The sequence below is a fragment of the Collinsella tanakaei YIT 12063 genome (genome assembly GCF_000225705.1).
Taxonomy (GTDB): domain Bacteria; phylum Actinomycetota; class Coriobacteriia; order Coriobacteriales; family Coriobacteriaceae; genus Collinsella; species Collinsella tanakaei.
Window position 1 is genome coordinate 1 of the sequence record NZ_JH126471.1, and the last position, 22,240, is coordinate 22,240.

20 protein-coding genes and 2 rRNA genes are annotated in these 22,240 nt (G+C 61.0%); 17 read left to right on the forward strand and 5 right to left on the reverse strand.

The window, feature by feature from the left end:
* The 13 genes from HMPREF9452_RS07845 to HMPREF9452_RS07905 form a co-directional block, all read left to right on the forward strand.
* Window positions 1-123, forward strand: a 23S ribosomal RNA gene (locus tag HMPREF9452_RS07845); the annotation flags it as partial.
* A 159-nt stretch (window positions 124-282) separates the two neighbouring features.
* Window positions 283-398: ribosomal RNA gene (gene rrf / locus HMPREF9452_RS07850) — 5S ribosomal RNA — on the forward strand.
* Between the two features lie 225 nt (window positions 399-623).
* Window positions 624-989, forward strand: a complete 366-nt coding sequence (locus tag HMPREF9452_RS07855) for a desulfoferrodoxin family protein (RefSeq protein WP_009141603.1) — start codon at window positions 624-626, stop codon at window positions 987-989.
* Window positions 990-1,099: 110 nt separating this feature from the next.
* Window positions 1,100-3,091, forward strand: coding sequence for an NAD(+) synthetase (locus HMPREF9452_RS07860; RefSeq protein ID WP_050797650.1), 1,992 nt, complete (start codon window positions 1,100-1,102; stop codon window positions 3,089-3,091).
* 59 nt (window positions 3,092-3,150) lie between these two features.
* Window positions 3,151-3,675 (forward strand): crossover junction endodeoxyribonuclease RuvC, encoded by a 525-nt coding sequence (gene ruvC, locus HMPREF9452_RS07865; RefSeq protein WP_009141605.1) that lies wholly within the window; start codon window positions 3,151-3,153, stop codon window positions 3,673-3,675.
* Entirely contained in the window at window positions 3,672-4,289 is a 618-nt protein-coding gene (gene ruvA / locus HMPREF9452_RS07870) for a Holliday junction branch migration protein RuvA (protein ID WP_009141606.1), read from the forward strand. The genes ruvC and ruvA overlap by 4 nt, the downstream gene beginning before the upstream one ends.
* Window positions 4,289-5,383 (forward strand): Holliday junction branch migration DNA helicase RuvB, encoded by a 1,095-nt coding sequence (gene ruvB / locus HMPREF9452_RS07875; protein ID WP_040362749.1) that lies wholly within the window; start codon window positions 4,289-4,291, stop codon window positions 5,381-5,383. Before ruvA ends, ruvB begins: the two co-directional genes overlap by 1 nt.
* A gap of 51 nt (window positions 5,384-5,434) precedes the next feature.
* A complete protein-coding gene (locus HMPREF9452_RS07880; RefSeq protein WP_009141608.1) occupies window positions 5,435-7,102 on the forward strand; it encodes a formate--tetrahydrofolate ligase in 1,668 nt (555 codons plus the stop codon).
* A gap of 159 nt (window positions 7,103-7,261) precedes the next feature.
* Window positions 7,262-8,113 carry a bifunctional methylenetetrahydrofolate dehydrogenase/methenyltetrahydrofolate cyclohydrolase FolD gene (gene folD / locus HMPREF9452_RS07885; RefSeq protein ID WP_009141609.1) on the forward strand — a complete coding sequence of 284 codons (852 nt, stop codon included), beginning with the start codon at window positions 7,262-7,264 and terminating at the stop codon, window positions 8,111-8,113.
* A gap of 236 nt (window positions 8,114-8,349) precedes the next feature.
* On the forward strand, window positions 8,350-8,577 hold the full coding sequence (locus tag HMPREF9452_RS07890) for a cold-shock protein (RefSeq protein ID WP_040362770.1): 228 nt from the start codon (window positions 8,350-8,352) through the stop codon (window positions 8,575-8,577).
* 150 nt (window positions 8,578-8,727) lie between these two features.
* Window positions 8,728-10,377: a C69 family dipeptidase gene (locus HMPREF9452_RS07895; protein ID WP_009141611.1), complete on the forward strand. Its 1,650-nt coding sequence runs from the start codon at window positions 8,728-8,730 to the stop codon at window positions 10,375-10,377.
* Between the two features lie 129 nt (window positions 10,378-10,506).
* Window positions 10,507-10,950 (forward strand): hypothetical protein, encoded by a 444-nt coding sequence (locus tag HMPREF9452_RS07900; protein WP_009141612.1) that lies wholly within the window; start codon window positions 10,507-10,509, stop codon window positions 10,948-10,950.
* 6 nt (window positions 10,951-10,956) lie between these two features.
* On the forward strand, window positions 10,957-12,732 hold the full coding sequence (locus tag HMPREF9452_RS07905; RefSeq protein ID WP_009141613.1) for an ABC1 kinase family protein: 1,776 nt from the start codon (window positions 10,957-10,959) through the stop codon (window positions 12,730-12,732).
* On the opposite strand, the gene HMPREF9452_RS07910 is transcribed toward HMPREF9452_RS07905, so the two are convergent.
* From HMPREF9452_RS07910 to HMPREF9452_RS07930, 5 genes are all read right to left on the reverse strand, one after another.
* Window positions 12,722-13,912: an ABC transporter ATP-binding protein gene (locus HMPREF9452_RS07910; protein WP_009141614.1), complete on the reverse strand. Its 1,191-nt coding sequence runs from the start codon at window positions 13,910-13,912 to the stop codon at window positions 12,722-12,724. The genes HMPREF9452_RS07905 and HMPREF9452_RS07910 overlap by 11 nt on opposite strands.
* A gap of 1 nt (window position 13,913) precedes the next feature.
* Window positions 13,914-14,948 (reverse strand): FecCD family ABC transporter permease, encoded by a 1,035-nt coding sequence (locus HMPREF9452_RS07915; RefSeq protein ID WP_009141615.1) that lies wholly within the window; start codon window positions 14,946-14,948, stop codon window positions 13,914-13,916.
* Complete coding sequence (locus HMPREF9452_RS11420) at window positions 14,948-16,504, reverse strand: ABC transporter substrate-binding protein (RefSeq protein WP_009141616.1); 1,557 nt, start codon at window positions 16,502-16,504, stop codon at window positions 14,948-14,950. The genes HMPREF9452_RS07915 and HMPREF9452_RS11420 overlap by 1 nt, the downstream gene beginning before the upstream one ends.
* Before the next feature lie 94 nt (window positions 16,505-16,598).
* On the reverse strand, window positions 16,599-17,141 hold the full coding sequence (locus tag HMPREF9452_RS07925; RefSeq protein ID WP_009141617.1) for a hypothetical protein: 543 nt from the start codon (window positions 17,139-17,141) through the stop codon (window positions 16,599-16,601).
* 53 nt (window positions 17,142-17,194) lie between these two features.
* Window positions 17,195-18,115 carry a sirohydrochlorin cobaltochelatase gene (locus HMPREF9452_RS07930; RefSeq protein WP_009141618.1) on the reverse strand — a complete coding sequence of 307 codons (921 nt, stop codon included), beginning with the start codon at window positions 18,113-18,115 and terminating at the stop codon, window positions 17,195-17,197.
* A gap of 464 nt (window positions 18,116-18,579) precedes the next feature.
* On the opposite strand from HMPREF9452_RS07930, the gene cobM reads away from it, so the two are divergent.
* From cobM to HMPREF9452_RS07950, 4 genes are read left to right on the forward strand one after another with little or no spacing between them, the layout of a single operon-like run.
* Entirely contained in the window at window positions 18,580-19,344 is a 765-nt protein-coding gene (gene cobM, locus HMPREF9452_RS07935) for a precorrin-4 C(11)-methyltransferase (protein WP_009141619.1), read from the forward strand.
* A 2-nt stretch (window positions 19,345-19,346) separates the two neighbouring features.
* Window positions 19,347-20,489 (forward strand): cobalt-precorrin-5B (C(1))-methyltransferase CbiD, encoded by a 1,143-nt coding sequence (cbiD, locus tag HMPREF9452_RS07940; RefSeq protein WP_009141620.1) that lies wholly within the window; start codon window positions 19,347-19,349, stop codon window positions 20,487-20,489.
* The gene (cobI, locus tag HMPREF9452_RS07945) at window positions 20,482-21,183 is read left to right on the forward strand and encodes a precorrin-2 C(20)-methyltransferase (protein WP_009141621.1); all 702 of its coding nucleotides are present in this window, start codon (window positions 20,482-20,484) and stop codon (window positions 21,181-21,183) included. The genes cbiD and cobI overlap by 8 nt, the downstream gene beginning before the upstream one ends.
* Window positions 21,180-22,229 carry a cobalt-precorrin 5A hydrolase gene (locus HMPREF9452_RS07950; RefSeq protein WP_009141622.1) on the forward strand — a complete coding sequence of 350 codons (1,050 nt, stop codon included), beginning with the start codon at window positions 21,180-21,182 and terminating at the stop codon, window positions 22,227-22,229. The genes cobI and HMPREF9452_RS07950 overlap by 4 nt, the downstream gene beginning before the upstream one ends.
* Window positions 22,230-22,240: the final 11 nt, after the last annotated feature.

Sequence of the window (22,240 nt, forward strand, 5' to 3'; positions counted from 1 at the left end):
CGTTCCCGAGATCAGTTCTCCTTCTGGTAAGGGCCCAGGTAGAACACCTGGTCGATAGGCCGCAGGTGCAAGGTCGGCGACGGCCTCAGCCGAGCGGCACTAATCGCCCGAGCTCTTACCCGCATCATCTCGACGTGGGCGCCCATGGGTGCCGCGCGATGCTTCCGGTCGGTTCGGATGCCGGGTCCCAAGGTCCATCTCCTCGCTGTGCGGCCCCCAGGGCACGAGGGTCCCCCCCGGGACGAGTACACCACCTCGCGGTGGGCGGAGCGCCGCCCACCGGTCAGCGGCCATGGCGGGCGGGGCACGCCCGGACCCATTCCGAACCCGGAAGCTAAGCCGCCGAGCGCCGATGGTACTGCGGGGGAAGCCCGTGGGAGAGCAGGGCGCCGCTGACCGGTGGACGGCACTTCAATATAGGTGCAGAGCGGGGCCCTCCGGGGCCCCGCTTCTTTTTGCCTTCCCAGGTGTGACTATCTTCTTCTTTTACTGTTTCAAAAGTCTTGATGCAGCGGCTCATTAGCGACCATTGTGTTGGGATGCGGTGATTGATGATTGGCTACTTCTTAACTGGGCATAATGATTTCGTTGGTTATTAGCCCTAATTAGTTAAGGAGATTCCAATGGCTAAATTTTTTAAGGCTGACGATACTTCTAATTTCGTGATTGCACTTACTGATAACGCTGCTGTTCCTACTGGTTATTCTCTTGTAGAGGCAAATTCGATTGATGCTGCGGTTGAGAAGCATGTTCCTTCTATCGACCTGCAGCGCGATGGTCATATTATTCATGTGACTGTTGGCGAAGTTGAGCACCCGATGACTGATGAGCACTATATTGAATGGGTTGCGCTTGAGGCTGATGATCGTCTGGAGGTTCACTATCTTAAGCCGGGTCAGACGCCCACTACCTTCTTTGCCGGTGGTGTTAAGTCGGGCACGGTTTATGCTTACTGCAATCTTCACGGTTTGTGGAAAGCGGCGTTTTAATCGCTTGTGCTTAATAGCCGCCCGAAAGGGCGGCTATTTTTGTATCGAGCGCTTTCACGTTTTAAAATGGTGCTCAATTTCCACTGTGTACCTATCTTGAGGTGACAACTTTGAAAATCGCAATTGCTCAATTTGATGCTCGGCTAGGCGATATTGAGTCTATCTGCTCCAGAATCAAGGAGCAATCGCGTCTCGCTATCACTCATGATGTTAAGCTTCTCTGCGTTCCCGCTCCGTTGTTTTGCGGCGTTGCTCCTGGTTTGCTTATTGATAATCGCAATTTTGAGCACGATGTTATGCGGAGCTTGTTGGAACTCGCCTCTTGCTTTTCAGGGGATGAATTAACCATTCTCGTCCCTTTGGTTGTATCTATTGACGGGGCACCTCTTTTCGACGTGATAATGTTGAAAGAGGGCCGCGTAATTCCCAGCAGGCTCTTTTCTATGCATCAGCGTGAAGGTTCTGCTCTCGACATCTGGGCTCCTCCGATTTTTGAAGTTGGCGGATTACGGGTTGCTGTTTCCTTCGACGCTCAAAGAGATCTTCCTTTACTGCCTCAGGGCTGCGATGTCCTTGTCTATTTCCAGGCTAGTTCGTTTAACCAAGACGATTGCTCTACTGCGGGAGTTTCGGGGCTTATTGAGGGTTCGCTCTGCAAGGCGGTGCGGGATCGTGGCATATGGCTTGCAGCGGTGTGCCCCGTTGGTTCTTTTGATGAATCCGTTTATACCGGCGGCTCCTATTTCTTAGATGAATCCGCTCGGCTCATTAGCGCGGCTCCTTCATTTGAAGAGTCACTTCTTATCCAAGACGTTGTGCGAGGTACTCTGCTACCCGAGGTCGCCATTTCTGATGATTTTAGATTTAATAAGGAAGAGTGGCTTTGGAATGCTTTGCAAATCTATTTGCGCGACTCGCTTTCTCCTTACGGTTCTCGTCGAGTTGTAGTCGAGTTGGATGGGAGCCTCGCTTCCAGCCTGCTCGCTGTGCTTGCAGTCGATTCAATTGGATCTCGTAACGTGATTGGCCTTCTTGTCGAAAGAGATGATGCGATTGCTCCCGAGCAGGTTGAGAAGGAATCTTTGCGACGTCGCCTGGTTAGAGATTTGTCGGCTAGTCTTCATATTCGGTTGGTAACGCGTTCGGCGGGCTTTCTTACCGAGAGCTTTGATAGGGATCGGTCTTGTCCAAATGCCGCTCGTAGCGAGAGCCTTGCGGTCTCGGTTATTCTTGAGGATCTGGCGGATGAGTATGGTGCGGTTATTTTGAGTCCTTTGACCAAGACCGACTATTCGCTGCCGGGCAAGCGCGTTGATAGATATCGATTTGCTTCGTTAGCGCCTTTTGGTGACGTGTTTCTTACGGATCTTGAATTTGTTGCTCGATATAGAAATAGGGTGTCCGAAGTCTTGCCTTCTTCGCTCGTTTCACTCTCTGAAGTTGAAGCTGCCATGTCTCGGGTTCTATACGACGCGATACGCGGGCGAGTTGAGGATAGGGATAGGGCTGCGCATGCTGCGGAGATTTTCTACAAGCTTGATGCTTCTCAAGTCGATGACGTTTTAAGGGCTGCTGTCGACCAAGGCAGGGTGTTTGAAGAAATTGGTCTTGCTCGTTCGGACGAGGACGCCGTTGCCTTGTTGCTGCTGATGATGAGAGCGGGGGAGGGCGATAGAAGGCGGATGGCTCCCTATCCGATAGTGTCGTCCAGGTCATTTAGCGAGCGAGCATGGCCTTCGCAGCTTGCTTGGTCCGATATGGGGCGCGATGGTCAGGAATCTCTATCGGCCGATGGCTTTGCCCTCGATGAAATTCATAGGTTCGAGAAGAAGGGCGAGCAATTCGGGCGTAGGATGCGCGAGGAGATCGCTGGGCTTATCGGAGGGATGCTTGGCATCAGCCCGGAGCAACTTCGTTCGATGATGGAAGGCGGCCAAGAAAGGCAGCGAGCAAACGCGGATGACCTTGATACAGCGGTTCAAGGCATGCCGGGGTCAATTGGGAGCCACGCATCGAAAGGTTCCGAACAAGCGCATCTGGAGGGGATTCCGACTCCCCGGGGGATGAACCCGTCTGATTTCCCGTTCTTCTCGATAAATTAGGACGATTGTTTGCGAACCCATGATATAGTAGAACAAACGTTCGAATTGGAAGGTAGCGAATGATTGTTCTAGGAATAGATCCGGGGCTCGCTAATACGGGGTGGGGGATTATCGAGGAGCGATCAGGCCAAGTGAGGTGCCGGGCCTACGGGTGCATCAAGACGTCCGCGGGTAGCGACTTGGCCGTTCGCTTGCGTCATATCGCCGATGACGTGAATGCCGTCGTCGAGCGCTACCATCCTGAAGAAGCTGCCATCGAGGGCGTATACTTTGGCGCAAATGTGCGGTCGGCTATACCGACTGCGCATGCGCGCGGGGCTGCCTTGGTCGCCTGCTCATTATGCGGAGTCGAAGTTGGAGAATACACTCCTATGCAGATTAAGCAGGCAGTGGTTGGTACGGGCGCTGCGGATAAGGCGCAAGTTGCCTATATGGTTCGAACGCTGCTCCACTTGGACCATGATCCAAGGCCGGACCATGCGGCGGATGCCCTGGCGTGCGCGATCTGCCACACACATCTTCGACGCACCGCTCAGTTGAGCAAAGGCTCCTACATGATTGAGAGAGGGAACGGTTACTCATGATTTCGCAACTACGAGGAACATTGCTTGAGGCAACCGCGGCCGCCGTTGTGCTCGATGTGTCTGGAGTGGGATTTGAGCTGGGGGTGTCGGGCGCTACGGCGGCGATGCTGCCTCAAATTGGTAAAGAGTGCAGACTGTATACCAGAATGCAAGTGCGAGAGGATGCGATGACGCTCTTTGGGTTTGCCACCAAAGAGGAAAGGACCATGTTTGATCGCCTGGTTTCCATTACAGGCGTTGGGCCTCGTCTTGCTTTAGCGGTTTTGAGTAAATACAGCGTGTCGCAACTGTACTCAATTGTTATGGCGGAGGACGAGAAGGGCATGTCGAGCGTGTCCGGGGTGGGAAAAAAGACGGCACAGCGCCTCATTCTCGAACTTAAAAGCGTCTTTGCGAAGGACAAGGGATTCGTACCCTCCGACACGCCCGCGTCCCTTCCGCTTGGCGCTGTTGCAGCGCCTTCGGACACCTCGCTCGATGACGCGCGCGCCGCCCTTCTGTCCATGGGCTTCAGTCCGCAAGAAGCCGAGCTCGCGCTTGAGGGTTTTGATGGCTCTATGAGAGTAGAAGATTTGCTTGCGGGCGCCCTTAAGCGATTGGGGATGGATGCATGATGTGGGAAGCTGATGAGTCCCAGGATCTTTGGGCGGATACGCAAGCGGTTCACAACGCTTCGGGGCGACCGAGCGGCGGGTCGATGCGAGAGGCCGGTAGATTTGTTACGGGCGACCTGACGTCCGACGACCTTGATGTCGAGCGAACTCTTCGTCCGCAGATGCTTGATGACTATTGCGGTCAAGACCATATCAAAGAAAGCTTGAGAATACTGATAGCCGCGGCTCAAAGTCGTGGCGAGAGCCTCGATCATGTTATCTTTTCGGGTCCTCCTGGTCTGGGCAAAACCACCCTTGCCGCCGTGGTCGCCAATGAGTTGGGTGCGCAGATCAAAACAACCTCGGGTCCGGCTATTGAAAGGACTGGAGATTTGGCGGCGATTCTGACAAATCTCCAGCCCGGTGACGTCTTGTTTATAGATGAGATCCACCGACTCAACCGTTCGGTCGAAGAAGTGTTGTATCCGGCAATGGAGGACTTCGCTCTCGATATTGTCATTGGCAAGGGTCCCGCAGCGCGCTCTATTCGACTTGATATCCCGCGTTTCACACTGGTCGGCGCGACCACGCGCTCAGGCATGTTGACCGGTCCTTTGCGTGATAGGTTCGGCATCTCTTTTCGCTTGGACTACTACTCCATCGACGATTTGGCTCAGATTGTTTCTCGATCGGCTTCGATCCTCGGGGTTCTCATCGATTTGCCCTCGGCTAAGGAGATTGCTTCCAGATCGCGCGGTACTCCTCGACTCGCCAATCGCCTGCTTAAGCGCGTAAGAGATTACGCCCAGGTTAGGGGAACGGGCGCAATCACACTTGATATTACACGCGAAGCGCTTGAATTCTTTGAGATTGACGAGCTTGGGCTGGATTGGATGGATATTCGTATCCTTGAGACCCTGTGTAAGACCTTTAGGGGCAGGGCGGTTGGTTTGACAACGCTTGCGAGCGCGATAGGAGAGGACCCGTCAACGTTGGAAGATGTGTACGAGCCCTATCTTTTGCAGCGCGGCCTTATCGTAAGGACGCCTCAAGGTCGCGTGGCCACCCTGGCCGCGTTTGAGCACCTACATGTGGAACCACCCTCCCATATCTAGCAATTCGGGGTATCCTGTAAGAATCCGTTTTCATTAGCAGAAGGGAACGACATGTTGACCGACATCGAGATCGCACATTCCGTCAAGCCCCTCCCCATCAGCGAGGTGGCAGCTTCCGCTGGGGTGGACCAATCTCATTTGATCCCCTACGGCTTCGATAAGGCGAAGGTCGATTATTCCCTTCTAAACGAGGAGAGCGACCATAAGGCAAAGCTCGTTCTGGTCACTGCGATCAATCCCACTCCCGCGGGCGAGGGCAAGACCACCACGACTATCGGTCTGGCAGATGCGCTCCGTCGTCGTGGCGTGAAGAGCGCCGTGGCCCTTCGCGAGCCCTCGCTTGGCCCCGTGTTTGGCGTTAAGGGCGGCGCCGCTGGCGGCGGCTGGGCCCAGGTTGTCCCAATGGAGGACATCAACCTGCACTTCACCGGTGATTTCCATGCAATCGGCGCGGCCAATAATTTGCTTGCGGCAATGTTGGACAACCACATCCAGCAGGGCAACGAGCTAGGTATCGATGTTAAGCGCATCACATGGAAGCGTGCGGTCGATATGAACGATCGCCAGCTGCGTCACGTGATCGATGGCATCGGCGGTAAGGCTCAGGGCGTTCCGCGCGAGGACGGATTCGATATCACGGTCGCCTCAGAGGTCATGGCGATCCTTTGCCTCTCAACGTCCATCTCTGATCTTAAAGCTCGTTTGGGCGAGATCGTGGTTGGCTATACGTATGCGGGCGAGCCCGTTCGCGCTTCGCAGCTTAAGGCCGCGGGCGCGATGGCCGCTCTGCTTAAGGACGCCTTGAAGCCCAATCTCGTCCAAACACTGGAGCATACCCCGGCGTTTGTGCATGGCGGCCCGTTCGCCAACATCGCACATGGATGCAACTCTGTCATGGCGACGCGTATGGCCATGCGCTTTGGCGACATCGCGATTACCGAGGCGGGTTTTGGCGCGGACCTTGGAGCCGAGAAATTCCTGGATATCAAGTGCCGTATGACGGGTATTCAGCCTGATGCCGTAGTGGTCGTTGCGACCGCGCGCGCCCTCAAGTACAACGGCGGAGTCGCTAAGGCGGATCTAAACAATGAGAACCTTGAAGCGCTCAAGGCGGGCCTGCCCAACCTGCTGCGCCACGTCGACAACATCCAGTCGGTGTTCGGCCTGCCCTGCGTGGTCGCTATCAACCGCTTCCCTTCCGATACGGAGGCGGAGCTTGACCTGATCGCGTCTGAGTGCGAGAAGCTCGGCGTTAACGTAAAGCTCTCCGAGGTGTGGGCAAAGGGCGGCGAGGGCGCACTTGAGTTGGCGGACGAGGTGATGCGCTTGGTTGAAGAGCCGAGCGAACTTCGTTTTGCCTATGAAGATGATGCGGATATCGCCGACGCCCTCGAGTCGATTGCAACTAAGGTGTATCGTGCGGACGGTGTCGATTTCACGCCGGCGGCAAAGCGTCAGCTTGCAGAGCTTCGAGCCAACGGGTTCGGCAATCTTCCCGTCTGCGTTGCCAAGACGCAGTATTCGTTCTCCGACAATGCCTCGATGCTCGGCGCGCCCGAGAACTTCCGTATCACCGTGCGCGAGCTGAAGGTTTCTGCTGGCGCGCACTTTGTTGTCGCGCTTACCGGCAGCGTCCTTACCATGCCCGGCCTTCCCAAGGTTCCGGCGGCGGAGGGCATTGATGTTGACGACGACGGCGTGATCACGGGCTTGTTCTAAGACGCCGTTGCCGGTCAACCTTCGTGCTGAGCACGGAGTTGAAGAGCGACTATAGCGGAGCGTTCGGGTAACCCGGACGGCCTCCAAAGCGAGACGGGCGTGAGGCGACTCCGCCCGTCTTTATACGTATACGATACGCTGCTGTAAGGAGCATAAATCATGGCCACCGTTATTGATGGAAAGGGGCTTGCCGCCAAGATGCGTGCGGAGGCCGCCAAGGATGTTGCGGCGCTTAAGCGCGCAGGGGTGAATCCCGGCCTTGCCGTGGTTCTCGTCGGCGACGATCAAGCCTCTGCGACCTATGTGCGCTCGAAGCTTCGCGATTGCGAGGAGTGCGGTATCGCATCCTTTGACTACAAACTCCCTGCGGACGCATCGCAAGATGAGATTTTGCAGCTTGTTCGAAACCTCAATGACGACCCTAAGATCACGGGCATCTTGGTTCAGATGCCCCTGCCGTCGCACTTGGATGCGGAGGAGATTATCGAGGCCATATCGCCCTTGAAAGATGTTGACGGATTTCATCCAACGAGTTTGGGCAGGCTGGTAAGGGGGCTGCCCGGCCTTCGTCCCTGCACGCCCGCCGGTATCATGGTTATGCTGGACGAGTACAACATAGAGTTGGCGGGCAAGAACGCGGTGATTGTTGGGCGTTCTTCAATTGTTGGAAAACCCATGGCGCATATGCTGCTCGAGCGCGACGCGACGATTTCCGTTGCACATTCGCGTACGCGGAACCTGGACGAAATCTGCCGTTCTGCCGATATCCTGGTAGTGGCTTGCGGCATCGCCAGGCTTGTCAAGGGCGACTGGGTGCGTCCCGGCGCAACCGTTATCGACGTGGGCATGGATAGGGATGAGGACGGTAGGTTGTGCGGCGACGTTGACTACGACGACGTCTTTAACGTGGCGGGCGCCATCACCCCTGTCCCGGGAGGCGTGGGGCCCATGACCAGGGCCATGCTTATGAGCAACGTGGTGACCGCCGCGCGCATGCAGGCCGAGGCATAGCCACGTTGTTTCGACCCTGTTTCCATTACTCGTTTTTGATGAGGAGCCAGCGACTTTTCTGCAGGTCGAACGCGTAAGTCAATTATCAGACTATGATTGTCGACAATGTGGCAGAACGCTTTGTCGCAATGGAGTATGATATGAGCCAGCACACGGCGATTAGTCGTGTGCTTGTTTTTTCAAGCGCCTTTGCGCGCCGTCGGCTCGTCGAGGGGCAGATAGAAAGGGTTAGCAGCATGGCAACCGGTACACTTAAGAAATCGTTCTTCCGCGAGAAGGGCTACGGCTTCATCACTCCCGATGACGCTCCGGCGGATTCCAAGTCCGATATCTTCGTTCACTTTAGCGCCATCCAGATGGACGGCTTCAAGTCCCTTGATGAGGGCGATCGAGTCGAGTTCGAGGTCGGCCCCGGCAAGAAGCCCGGCGAGACCCAGGCAATCAACGTTCGCAAGATTAGCTAGTCTTAGCGTCGAGCAACGTATATAGCGCGGATGTGACAGGGGTGCCCAATCAACGTCGGGCGCCCCTGTTTCTGTTTCCTCATGTCCCCCTAAGGCGCTACACTTGGCTCGGGGCCATGCTGGCCCCATTCGATAGATTTAGGAGGAATCATGGCGTGCACCACAATCCTTGTAGGAAAAGATGCGAGCTATGACGGTTCTACAATCGTCGCTCGCAATGAGGACTCTCCGGGTGGGCAGTTTGAGCCCAAGCGCATGCAGGTGGTCCTGCCCAAAGACCAACCTTGCGTCTATACCAGCGTGGAATCGCACCTCACCATCGAGCTTCCCGAGGAACCCATGCGCTACACATCGGTTCCAGATGCCATAGAGGGCCACGGCGTTTGGGCGGCGGCGGGATTCAACGAGCTCAACGTTGGCATGAGCGCCACCGAGACCATCACCAGCAACGAGCGCGTTCTGGGCGCCGACCCTTTGGTCGTGTATACCCCCGCCAGCGGTGTCGAGGGTGAAGAGGGCTACGTCCCCGCCTGTCCGGGCGGTTTGGGTGAGGAGGACTTTGTTACCCTGGTCCTGCCATACATCAGGTCGGCTCGCGAGGGGGTCGAGCGTCTGGGCGCCCTGCTCGAGAAATACGGCACCTATGAGATGAACGGCATCGCGTTTTCCGACGTTGATGAGATTTGGTGGCTCGAGACCGTTGGAGGCCACCACTGGATCGCAAAGCGCGTGCCCGACGACATGTACGTCACCATGCCCAACCAGCTGGGTATCGACTGGTTCGACCTTGGCGACGCGGAGGGCGAGCAGCTTGAGCATATGGCGAGCCCTGATCTGCGCGCATGGATGGCCGATAACCACCTCGACCTCACGCTCCGCGGCGAGTACGCGTTCTTCTCTGAGGACGAGTACGAGTTGATCGAGGACGGGGACGATGACTACATCGAGGATTTGGACGAGGACCTGGATGATGATGGGTCTGACGGGGACGATCTGGAGGATGTTTTTGTTCTGGACGCCGGCCGCTTCGAGGATATCTTCAACCCTCGTGAGGCGTTTGGATCCCGTTCCGATAGCGACCATGTCTACAATACGCCGCGCGCATGGTACATGCAGCGCTTCTTGAACCCACATGACGTGTGGGAGGGCCCCTTTGCGGACTACACGCCCGAGTCCGATGACATCCCGTGGGCGCGCGTTCCCGAGCGCAAGGTGACCATCGAGGACGTGAAGTACGTCCTTTCCGCCCATTACCAAGGGACCCCTTACGATCCGTATGGAAAGCACGGCACTCCCGAGACGCGCTCGCTGTACCGGCCCATTGGCATCAACAGAAACGGCCAGCTTGCGGTTCTACAGGTGCGCCCGTATGTGGACGAGGATCATCGCGCTATCCAGTGGATGGCGTTTGGCTCGAATCCGTTCAACGCCCTCGTTCCTTTCTATGCGAACGTCGACACCCTGCCGGAGTATCTGTGCAATACCGCGTCGACGGTCACAACGGATAGTTTCTACTGGTCGAATCGCCTGATTGCGGCGCTTGCGGACGCGAGGTTCCGCGATAACGCGGCCCATATCGAGCGCTATCAGGAAAAGGTGGGCGCTCGCGGACATCAGATGCTTCGCGAGACGGACCGCGCGGTTGCGGACGCATCGGGAGAGGAGCTTGTGCGCGCGCTGGAGCAGGCGAACGATCGGATGGCGCGCTTTCTGCGCGAGCAGACGGACGCGCTGCTGGGTAAAGTGCTTCACACGACGAGCCTGTCGATGAGAAACGGCTTTGCCATGTCTGACAATTAACGCAAACGGCACGCGGTTCCCATGGGGCGCCGCGTGCATTTTTGTTTGCATCGAAGCGGCGAGGGGTACAAGACTCAGCATGGTACGCCCCGGTCGCACCGCGGCTGGGCGAGGGTCAAGGAGGATATCATGGCAACTGCATTCGAAGAGCTTGTCAACGGTATGGTCAACATCGGTTTCGGCGTTGCCGCAACCGCCGCAGAGAAGGGCCGCGAGGTCCTCGAGGATTTAAACGCCAAGGGCGAGGAGGTTCGTCATGACCCCTCGACTCCGGATTTCGCCCGTTCCATGTCTGACGTTTTCGAGAGCGCGGGCGGTATGTTCACCGATGCAACGGAGCGTTTGGGCGCCAAGGGCGAGACGGCGGCGGAGCGCGTTTTGGATGAGCTGATCCTCGCCCGCGTCCGCTGCCTTAACGAGTTCGAGCGCTCGGCGTTCGTGGCACACGTGCAAGATCTGGTTCGTGCGGTCGAGAGCGAAACCGTTCATATTCCGGTTGAGTCCGTAGATAAGGATGCCGAAGGTGATGCCGGCGCTGAAACCGAGACCGTCGAGCAGGGGGAAGGCGAGTAGGAACCGTTGACCGAGAGAGAGACTACATACGAGGCGCCGCAGGGCGAAGGCCGCGACCGGCAGCCTGCCGGCCAGGCATCTCCTGCGGAGCGGTCCGTCGGCGACTCGGTCTTTCATCGTCATGAGCGTGCGGTGGACGAGGTTCCCGACCAGCCGGCCGTCATCGCTCCGGGCGAGAAGTACCAGTTGTCGTCCGCCGGCAGGCGCTGGCGAATCGGCGAGATATTCAAGCTTCTACGCAAATATGAGGTGTGGAACGACATTACGCCGGTCCGCTTGCGCTGTCTGCTTGAAGAGCTGGGCCCCATATTTGTCAAGATGGGGCAGATTCTGGCGAATCGCTCCGAGATATTGCCCCAGCGCTTTTGCGATGAGTTGCGCAAGCTTCGCACCGATGTGGACCCGGTGCCCTATACAATCGTTCGCGATTGCCTGCATGCCGAATATCGCCGGCCCCTGTCCGAGGTTTTCTCTTGGATTGACGAGGAGCCTTTGGGAAGCGCTTCTCTGGCGCAGGTGCACCGCGCGCGGCTGGTGACGGGTGAAGACGTCGCCGTCAAGGTCCAGCGCCCCGGCGCGCAGCAGGTTATGGCGCAAGACATCGACATCATGCGCTCCATTGTGCGGCTCGCATCTCATTTTGTTCAAACGGACCAATTCGTCGACTTGCATGATGTGGTCGAGGAACTTTGGGAGTCGTTCCGCGAAGAGACCAATTTCATCATGGAGGCCCGCAACCTCGATGACTTTTACGAGTTTCACTTGGGAACCAAGGGCATCTCCTGTCCTCGTCCCTATATGAAGCTATGCACCGAGCACGTTGTGGTCATGGATTACGTGGATGGCGTCTCCATTAGCGACCCGGACGCTTTGATCGATGCCGGCTATAGCCTTAAACAGCTGGGCTCTCGTATTGTGGAGGACTATTCGACGCAGGTTTTGGACGACGGCTTCTTCCATGCCGACCCCCACGCCGGCAATATTATCGTGAAGGACGGCGTGGTGTACTTCATCGACCTCGGCATGGTCGGTCGCATGTCCAATCACGATCGTCTGATTGTGAAGGACATTATCTACTCGGTCGCCGAGGGCGATGTTCCCAAGCTCAAGGACTCGCTGCTGCGTTTTGCGGTGTCCCGCGGGGATTCGGGGGCGCTTGATCACGCCGCGTTTCTGAGCGATCTCGATTACATCGTCGCCGATTTCGCCGGTCTTGATTTGAAGGATCTGGATATCGGTGAGTTCCTAACATCCCTGGTTAATCTAGCGCGCAAGAACGACGTCGAGCTGCCCAGCGTGGTGACCATGTTCGCCAGGGGCATGGTGACGCTAGAGGGGCTTCTTAGCGAGTACATGCCGCATGTGAACATGATCCAGATCATTCGCAGCCACATTGCGAACGAGAAGAGCACCTATAAACGGCTCGAAGATGGCGCCCGCGAGCTTTCCGTAGAGAGCCTGCGCGCCGCAAGGGGAACGCTTGAGGCGGCTGAGCACATAGGCCTGGCGACGCGCATGCTGACTCGCGGCCAGCTTAAGGTCAACACCCAGATTATGGGTTCCGAAGAGGTGCTTCGCCATGTTGGCGGCATTGTTGACCGCATGTCTATGTCCATTGTCATCGCCGGATTGTTTATCGGCTCCTCGGTGGTGTACTACGCCAAAATCGAGCCGGTTATCTTTGGCATTCCGGTTATCGGCTTTCTGGGATATGCGAGCGCTTTGATCCTTGCGCTGGGGCTGGGGCGAGAGATCTGGCGCAACGGCCACGCTAGAAAGTAGGGGCGTGCCCATAGAGCTCCGGGCCGTTGAAAAGCTCCGTCGCGGATGCGTATACGGGCAGGTTGCAAGCTTTCGCGTGCTCTAGCAGATCTCGGTTGCGCCTGTTGACGGCCCCCGTATCTTCGAGGCTCCATATAAGCGCGCGGCAGCCCTCGAGCGCCGCCTTCGCATCCATGATGGCGCGCTCTTCAATGGGCTCGAATGCCGGCGTGTCGATAACTTGCACTGCAAGGGCCCTTGCGAGCGACCAATCTATATCTCCGCGATGCAGGACCCCTGCGGCAAACGGTACGTCGCGGCGCTGGAGCTCTCGCATGTCCTCGACTCCGGAGCCCCCGCCCGCGACGATGAACACCCGAGCGCTGCCGCGGGGGCGCTCCATTTCAAAGCTGCCAAATGCCGGATTGAACGATGAAGGGTCGATGCCGTAGAGGTTCGCCATATGCTCTTGGGTGAAGGCTTCGCGCGCGGAGCCTTGAAAGGCGATGCCTTCACGGGCGACGGCGATGACGTGGTCCGCGGCTTTTTGGGCGAGAGCGAGCTCGTGCAGCGATGCGATGACGCAGATGCCGCGCGCGCGTGCGAGCCTGCGCAGCATCTGCAGCATTTCCAGCTGCGACGAGACGTCGAGATAAGATGTCGGCTCGTCCAAAATGAGAACGCGGGGCTCTTGGCAGATGGCGCGCGCGATCAACGCGCGCTGCCGCTGCCCGTCGCTAAGGGTTGCGAAATCCCGTTCGGAAATATCTTCAATATGGCAGAGCGCAAGCGCCTCTTGGACCGCATCGCGGTCGGCGTGCGTGAGGGAGCCAAAGCGCCCGGTGTGGGGGAAGCGCCCCGCCTCCACCACATCACGGCATGTGAGCAATTCCGGAGAGGGACGAGAGGTGTCATGGACGGCGAGCGTGCGGGCGAGGTCGCGTTCGCGTAGGGAGGCGAGCTCTGCCCCCTCGACGATGACGGTGCCCGCAAGGGGGCGCAGGCGCCCGCAGAGAGATTTGAGTATGGTTGATTTGCCGGATCCGTTGGGGCCTATAAGTGCGGTGAGGGTGCCTGCGGCAAGGTCGATCTCGACGCCCCGCACGATGGGGGCGGCGTAGCCTGCGGACAGGTTGCGGGCGGCAAGGGGGGTCGCCGGTTCTTGACGGCGACGGGTGGAGCCGTTGATTTGCGCATTCATGCTACAGCCCCCGTTTCTTAATCATGAGCCAGATGACGAGCGGGGCGCCCAGTACGGCGGTGACGGCGCTCACGCTGAGCTCGACTGGGGAGAAGAGCATGCGCGCGATAAGGTCGCAAGCGCTGCAGAGCAGGGCGCCCATAAGGAAGGAGGCGGGGACCACGGCGATGGGCTTCGAGGTGCCGAGCGCCTGCTTGGCGAGATGGGGGGCGGCGATGCCCACAAAGGAAATGGGGCCCGCGAAGGCGACTGTGCAGGCGGACATGATGCTGGAAAGCATGACGATTGCGCTGCGAAACGCGCGAATGTTCACGCCGACGCTATGCGCGTAATCCTCGCCCAGCTGATAGGCTCCAAGAGGTTTGGAGAGGACGAAGGTGGCGACGGCGGTGATCGCGACCGTGGGGGCGATCGCGACGATATCCGTCCACGACGTGCCCGAAAAGCTGCCGAGCGACCAGTTGTGCAGGTTGACGATGCTTTGATCGTCCGCGAACGCGATGAGGAAATTGGTCGCTGCCGAGCAGATGTAGCCGATCATGACGCCGGCAACGATGAGCGTGCCCCGCGAGCGGACGCGCCTGGAGACCGCGAGCACCAGCGCCATGGCGAGAAGCGATCCCGTCACGGCCGCCGCCACGGACATCCAGGTTGTCATGACGGAGCCGGCGCCCATGACCACGATCATGAGCAGCGCGACGCAGAGCTTTGCGCCCGATGAGATGCCCAGCACGAACGGATCGGCGATGGGGTTGTCGAAGAACACCTGGAGAAGCAGTCCGGAAAGCGCGAGGGAACCGCCCAGCAGGGTGGAGGCGATCGCGCGGGGCAGGCGAATCTCCCATATGATCTGGCTTGCGGCGTCCGGGGACGGGCCGGCGGCGAGGATGTGGATGATTTGGATGGGCGGGTAGTCGGTCGAGCCGATGGCGACGCTCGTGGCGATCGCGGCGGTAAGGGCGACGCCGAGCACGGCGAGAACGATTGCCGTTCGCCGTCCGGAATGCCTGTGCATGGACGGCTGGGTGAGATTCATCAAGAGAGTTTCTCCAGGTAGGTAAGGGAGCTGTCAGCGCCTTCCAGCATCGCACGCAGGTCCGAGACGATCTGGGGCGTCTTGGTCATCTGCTGATACATATTACTCGTGCAACGCCATACATTGCCCTCTCGAGCTGCTTTGGTGTTGGCGAGCAGTTGGTTTTTAGCTAGGAAGTCGGACATGGTGGAGACGGAGTTATCGACGGTGGCGTTGTAGATGATGAAGTCCGCATCGCGCACCTGGGCGTAGAAGGACTCCATCTCCATGGTGACGGAGGACGAGTCTTCTGAATCGCCCAGGTCGCTAAAGGCGGTCTGTCCGCCCGCCATGGAGATCATCTGCGACACGTAATCGCCCGAGCGGCGAACCACGGCGGCCCCGTCCTCGTTGATATAGAAGAAGGCGACGGTCTTGTCGGTTCCCTTGCCCTGGGAAGCCCGCTCCACGCTCTCGCAGGCGCTCGAGAAAAACTCGTCCGCCTGGGCTTCTCGTCCAAAAAGCATGCCGTAGAGGCGTATCCATTCCAGGCGCCCCAACGCAGTGGGCTCGTTGCTGGAGAGGTCGGTAAGCACGATGAGGCCCAGGTCCTGGAGCTTCTTACGGGTGTCCGGCCTATGGTCGATCATGGTGTTCTCCAGGGCGACCGTGCATCCAAGCTGCGCGAGGCGCTCGTAGTCCGGGGAGCTGTATGAGCCCACATAGGCGCACGACCCGGATTCGACGGCGCCGACCAGGCTCTCTATGGAGCAGGTTTGGGGGTCGACGGAGGTCGCCGCGATCGCATCGATGACCCCGAGCTGGTCGATGAGGCAGACGCTGTTCGACGCCGCGTGGTAGGCGCGCTCGAGCGGGGCGGTGATGACGGCGATATCCTCATCCAGGCCCTGGGGCGCGCCGGCGCCTTGCGGGACTATGAGGAAGCGGTCCTTGTTGGCAAGGCAGATAAGCCGGTAGCCTCCCTCGAACTCGTCCACGGTGAATCGCGTCGCATATGCGAGCTCGACGGCGCCCGTGTGGACAAGGTCGCATCCCAGGTCGATATCGCGGTACGGGGAAGAGTCCTCGCTCGCGTCGGCGGAATCGGCCGCATCGTTATCGGCGCTTGGCGCGTCTTGGCCGGGGGAGCCCTGCTCGAGGCTGGAGCCATCGAGCGCGATGGTGTAGTCGATGAGGTGCGGAGTGCTCATGCGCGTGGTGCGCGCCTGGACCTCGACCGTGGCGTCCACGGAGTCGACGGGGATGTCGAACACGGAGCCGCCCTTGGTTGATGCGGGCGAGTACTCCTGCCCATCCACCACCATGAGGTCGTAGGAATCGCTGGACCAGACAACCTCCAACGTCAACTGCCCGTTTGCGGCGACCAGCTTGGCGGGCGATGCGATTGAGACGCGCCCCGTACCGCCCTCCAGCTGCACGTCTATGCGATAGGTGCCGTCCAGCCCGCTTGAGCCCCGTGAGCAGCCGGCGAGCGAGAGGCCTGCCGCCAAGAAGGCGAGCAGAATCGCGAGTGCGGCGGAAAAGCGGCTGATAGATGTGCGGATAGAGCGGCTCATGGGCATCCGTTCTCATCGATGGCGGTTATAGAGGCGAAAGGATAAAAAGGGACGCGCCGGGTGCGAGGCGGTGCACACGGCGCGTCGGGTCAGGCTATGCCTTATAGGCGGAGGAGGGAAGGTCCGCGGATTCGAAGACCAGGGCTCGGTCGTACCAGGATTCCTTGCGGATGCTCCAAGCGGCGCAGTCGGTCTCTTCGTCGAGCGCCTGCACCGGGACCGTGTACTCGTAGGCGCCTTCTGCGTTTTCCACGAAGGGGATGAACTGGTCCTCGGCGGCGCTTGCGGCCTCATCGCCGGTGCCCATGAAGAGCTTGCCGTAGCCGGTGCCGCCCAGCGTCATAGTGCAGGTCATGGATCCGTCGGCGACGTGCAGAACCGCCTTCTTGACGTTGAACATCCTGGAGCTGGAGGTCACCGTGATGTCGTAGTCGCCATCATGAAGGTCCGCGGCGGTCAGCGGCGTTGAGGCCGCATCGTCCTTGGCGCCGTCCTTGGTCGATGCGGACGAGGAACCCTGCTCGACGGGGGCTGCGCTGCCGGCGGTATCGGAGGCGGCGCCAGCGCAGCCGGCAAGGCCGGAGGCGCCCGCGACGGCGCAGGCGGTGAGAACGATGAGGAGATTGGAGCGAATCAAGTGCGGGGTCCTTTCTTTAAGGGTGGGGCTTTAAACGTGAGGGCCGGTGCCGATTAGAGGGACTCGATCGCCGCGGCGACGTGGTCGACGTAGATGTCATCGATGCCGCTGTACTGGCCCAGGCCCTCGAGCAGGCATGTGGTCTCGATGCCGGCTGCGGTAAACTTGGATGCCCAGGAATCGGGGTCGGAGGTGTCTGCCATGTCGTTGGTGGCATGGTCGCCCGCGACCACCATGAACGGCGAGAGGACGGCCTTGGCATAGCCCGCCGCCTGCACGCCTGCGATAACGTCCTCGCAGGTGGGCTCTGCCTCGACGGTGCCAACGAAGAATTGCTTTTTGCCCAGGGCGTCAAAGGTCCGCTGCATGGTAGCGTAGTCGGCGTTGGAGTCGGCGGTGGTGCCGTGGCCCATCAGGACAAAGGCGCAGGCGCCATCGTCCAGGTTCGCGCGCTGCTCCGCAATCGCTTCCGCGACCGCCTGGTAGTCGGCATCGCTTGCCAACAGGGGCTCGCCCAGGGCAACCTGCTTGAAATCGTCCGAACGCTTGTCCAGCTCGTCTTTGATATCCATGTACTCCAGGCCCGCCATGAGATGGGTGGGCTGGACGATGACGGTCTCGACGCCGTCCGCCTTGGCGCGGTCCAGCGCTTCCTCCACGTTGTCGATCTCGATGCCGTCGCGCTCCTTGAGCTTATCGATGATGATCTGCGAGGTGAATGCGCGCCTGACATCGTAGTCGCGGCCGTATTTTTCGCGGATGGCGTCCTCGATGGCGCCGATGGTGACGTGGCGCGTGGAGTTATAGCTGGTGCCGAAGCTGGTTACAAGGATGACGGGCTTGGCGGCGGGGGCCGTGCTCGCGCCGGATGATCCCGCTCCGTCGTTGTTTTGCGAGCAGCCCGTAAGGGCGCCGAGGGCGAGGGCGGCGGCGCCGCCGGAGAGCAGGGACCTGCGGGAGATGGTGGGGGTCATGTGCGTTCCCTTCGTTCACGATGCGCCGAGGCAGAAGCACTTGCGGCGATTGTGTGACCGGGCGGAACGCGATAACAAGATGAGACGGCGGGCCAAGCATGGCCGTCTGTCCGTGCGCTCCTCCGGGGTTCACAGAGGCTGCGACGCCGCGGAGCGAGTCCGCGAGGAGAAGGCAGAGCGCCCTGGCTCGAAAGCGCGCCGGCGCTTCCACACAGTAATGGCCCTTGCTCAGGATTCGCACCTGATTCCCTCTGATTGAACCGGCGCCGCGACACGCCGACCCTCTCCTAATGTGGCTGCTGCCGCAAACGCGGCTTTACGTTGCCCATCCATCATAGCAGGTTTCGTTTATGCCCTAACTGAGATATGCTCAAGCCTTATGTTGAGGCTTTGCCCGGGCGCGTGCGCGCCCTGTGGTGGAACTACAATGCGATTGGCTTGTATTGGGACGATGGGAGGCCGGCATGGTGCACTTTGTAGGGGCGGGGAGCGGCGCGCCCGATTTGATTACGCTGCGCGGAGACGCGCTTTTGCGTCGGGCAGACGTGGTCATATGGGCCGGCAGCCTGGTGAATCCGCGGCTGCTCGAGGTGTGCCGCGACGATTGCGAGATCTTTGACAGCGCCACCATGACGCTGGAGGAGGTGCTTGACCGGATGCGGGCTGCCGAGGAGCGGGGCCTCGAGGTGGTACGCCTGCACACGGGCGACCCCTGCATGTACGGCGCGATTCAAGAGCAGATGGACGCGCTGGATAAGATGGGCATCGCCTACGACGTGGTGCCGGGCGTCTCGAGTTTCTGCGGCGCCGCGGCGGCGCTGCGTACCGAGCTTACGGCCCCCGGCATCAGCCAGACGGTCACGCTGACGCGCCTCGCCGGCCGCACGCCCATGCCCGAGGGCGAGGACATGGCCGCGCTCGCCTCTCGCGGGGGAACCATGGTCATCTTCTTGAGCGCCGGTCATCTTGACCGCTTGCAGGAGGAGTTGCTTGCCGCCGGACGCGATGCGGACGAGCCCGCGGCGATTGTCTATAAGGCGACGTGGCCGGACGAGAAGGTCATGCGCTGCACCGTGGGCACGCTCGCTCAAACCGGCGCGGATAACGCGGTCCGCTCGACCGCCCTGGTTGTCGTTGGCCGCGTGCTCGCCGGCGACGTTCCGCGCAGCTGCCTGTACGACCCTTCGTTCGAGACGGCTTTTCGTCCCGCTCACCAGGGCAGGGGCTGACCGTGGCCTTTGAGCGATACATATGGTCGGGGAACAGGAGGCTGCGCCTGGGATACACCACCGGTACCTGCGCCGCCGCCGCTGCCGGGGCCGCCGCTCGCGCCCTGCTGTTCGGCGAGCCCCCCGCGAGCGTGACGGTGCGGGTGCCTGCCGGCGAGGGCATCGAGGTCGAGGTCGTTGAGACTCGTCGCGATGCGAGCGGCGTGACGTGTGCGGTGCGAAAGGACGGCGGCGACGACATCGATGCCACGGACGGCGCGCTGATCTGCGCACGCGTCGAGCTGACCGGCGCGGAGGGCATCGAGATCGACGGCGGCGCCGGCGTGGGCAGGGTTACCAAGCCGGGCCTCGACCAGCCCGTGGGCGCCGCGGCGATCAACAGCGTGCCTCGCCGGATGATCGCGGAAGCGGTCGAGGACGCGCTGGCAGAGGCGCGCCAGGACCGGGGCGCCAAGGTCACCATCATCGTCCCCATGGGCGAGGAGATCGCCGCCAAGACGTTCAACCCCAACCTGGGCATCGTGGGCGGTATTTCCATTCTGGGGACCACGGGGATCGTCGAGCCCCGTAGCCTGTCGGCGTTGCGCGACAGCATCGAGCTCGAGATTCGCCAGGCCGCCGCCCTGGGCGCGCGCGACCTGGTCGTGGTCCCGGGGAACTACGGGTCGGACTACGTGTCCGGCAATCTGCGGATCGGCGCCGTGCCCGTTGTCGCCTGCTCCAACTTCATGGGCGCCGCCATCGATTGCGCGGCGCGCGAGGGGTTTGAGCGCGTGCTGGTGGTGGGGCATATCGGGAAGATGGTCAAGGTGTGCGGCGGCATCATGGATACCCATTCGCGCGTGGCGGACGCCCGCATGGAGATCTTGGCGGCCCACGCGGCGGCGTCCGGCGCCCCCGCGGAACGGGTTCGGCAGATCATGGATGCCGCTACCGCCGACGCCGGCCTTGAGATCTTGCAGCGCGAGGGCCTGGTCGCGCCGACGTGCGAATCGCTTTCCCGGGCGCTCTCCATTCGACTGGGCCGCCGCGCGGGCAAGGCGATGTCCGTAGCCGCCTTAGTATTCAGCAACGTTTACGGCGAGCTGTTTCGCACTCCCGGCGCGGATGCGATGCTCGCCGCATGGGAGGTCGCTCATGGGTAAAGGGACGCTATACGGCGTGGGCGTGGGCCCGGGGGACCCGGAGCTCGTCACGCTCAAGGCGATTAGGACCATCGAGGCGTGCCGGGTGGTCGTGGCCCCCCGTGCCCGCGCGGGTTCCTCGCTCGCGTTGAGCATCGTGCGCGCGAATGTCGATTTGACCTGCCATGAGGTGGTCGAGGTCCCCTTCGCGATGGCCGGCGAGGACGACGCCAGGGATGCCCGGCGTGCCGATGCGGCGGCGCTGGTGGTCTCGCGCCTGGAGCAGGGCCTCGATGTCGCCATGCCCACGCTGGGCGACCCGGCGATCTACTCGACGTTCCAGCGCATCGCCGCAGCCGTTCGCGGCGAGGGCTTCACCGTGCGCCAGGTGCCCGGCGTCCCAAGCTTCTGCGCGGTCGCGGCAGCGCTCGATGCCGACCTCACGCCCGATCCCGCGCTGCCCGTCCACATCGTCCCGGCCCTCTGCCGCGATTCGCTGCGCGAGGCAGCGGATCTATCCGGCACCGTGGTGTTGATGAAGGCGGGCGGCGAGGCCGAGGCGCTCGCATGCGCCCTGCGCGAGGCGGGCGTGCTGGAGCGCACGCAGCTGGTGAGCAATTGCGGGCGCCCGGATGAGCTGGTGCTGCGAAGGCTGGATGCGCCCGACGTTCCCGACAGGCTGGGGTATTTCTCCACGGCGGTGGTGCTCCCATGAGGGTGCGCCTGATCGCGTTCACCGCCGCGGGCGAGTGCGTCGCGCTGCGCGCCCGCGATATCCTGGAGGGGGAGGACTGCGCGTACGAGCGCGGGTTCGGCGAGGCTCGCCGCGGGCTCGATGCCTTCGCGCGCGAGGGCTTTGATCGGGCGGACGCCCTTGTGTTCGTCGGCGCGACGGGCATCGCCGTCCGCGCGATCGCGCCGTACGTGCGCTCCAAGGCGAGCGATCCGGCGGTGGTTGTTATCGACGAGGCGGGGACGTGGTGCATCCCGATCCTCTCGGGGCACCTTGGCGGGGCCAACGCGCTGGCGATTCGATTGGCGCGCGGTCTGGGCGCGCAACCCGTGGTCACCACCGTGACCGATATCCGCGGGGTGTGGGCGCCGGATTCCTGGGCGGCTTCGCGGGGGTTCTGCGTGCTCGAGCCGGAACGCATCCGCTCGGTCTCGTCCAGCCTTCTGGCGGGGGCGGGGGCGACCCTGTTTACGGATGGAGCGGTCGAGGGGGCCGTCCCCGCCGGGGTGAGCCTGACGGAGGAGCGTGCCCGCGCGCAGGTGGTGGTGAGCCCGCGCGCGCTGCCGCAAGACGGGGAGCTGGCTTGCGAACCCGCCCTCCATATAGTCCCGCGCTGCATCTACGTAGGGATCGGCTGCCGTCGCGGCGCGTCCCGGGCGGCGATCGCCCGCGCGGTCGAGTGCGCTCGCGAACTGGCGGGGGTGCCTTCGCGTGCCCTTGCCGGGGCGGCGTCCATCGATTTGAAAGCGGACGAGGAGGGGCTGCTTTCCTGGGCGCGCTCGGCGGGGCTCGCCATCGAGTTCTTCGCTGCGGAGCGCCTGGCAAGGGCGGAGGGCTCGTTCTCGTCCTCCCCGTTTGTCGAGTCGGTCACCGGCGTCGACTGCGTGTGTGAGCGCGCGGCGGCTTGCGCTTCCGGCTCGGGTCGGCTCATCTGCCGCAAGCAGGTGCTCGACGGGGTGACGGTGGCGCTGGCCGCCAGCGCGTTTACCTGCACGTTCAGCAACGATGCGGCGAACCGCCGCGGATAGGGGCCTGAGGT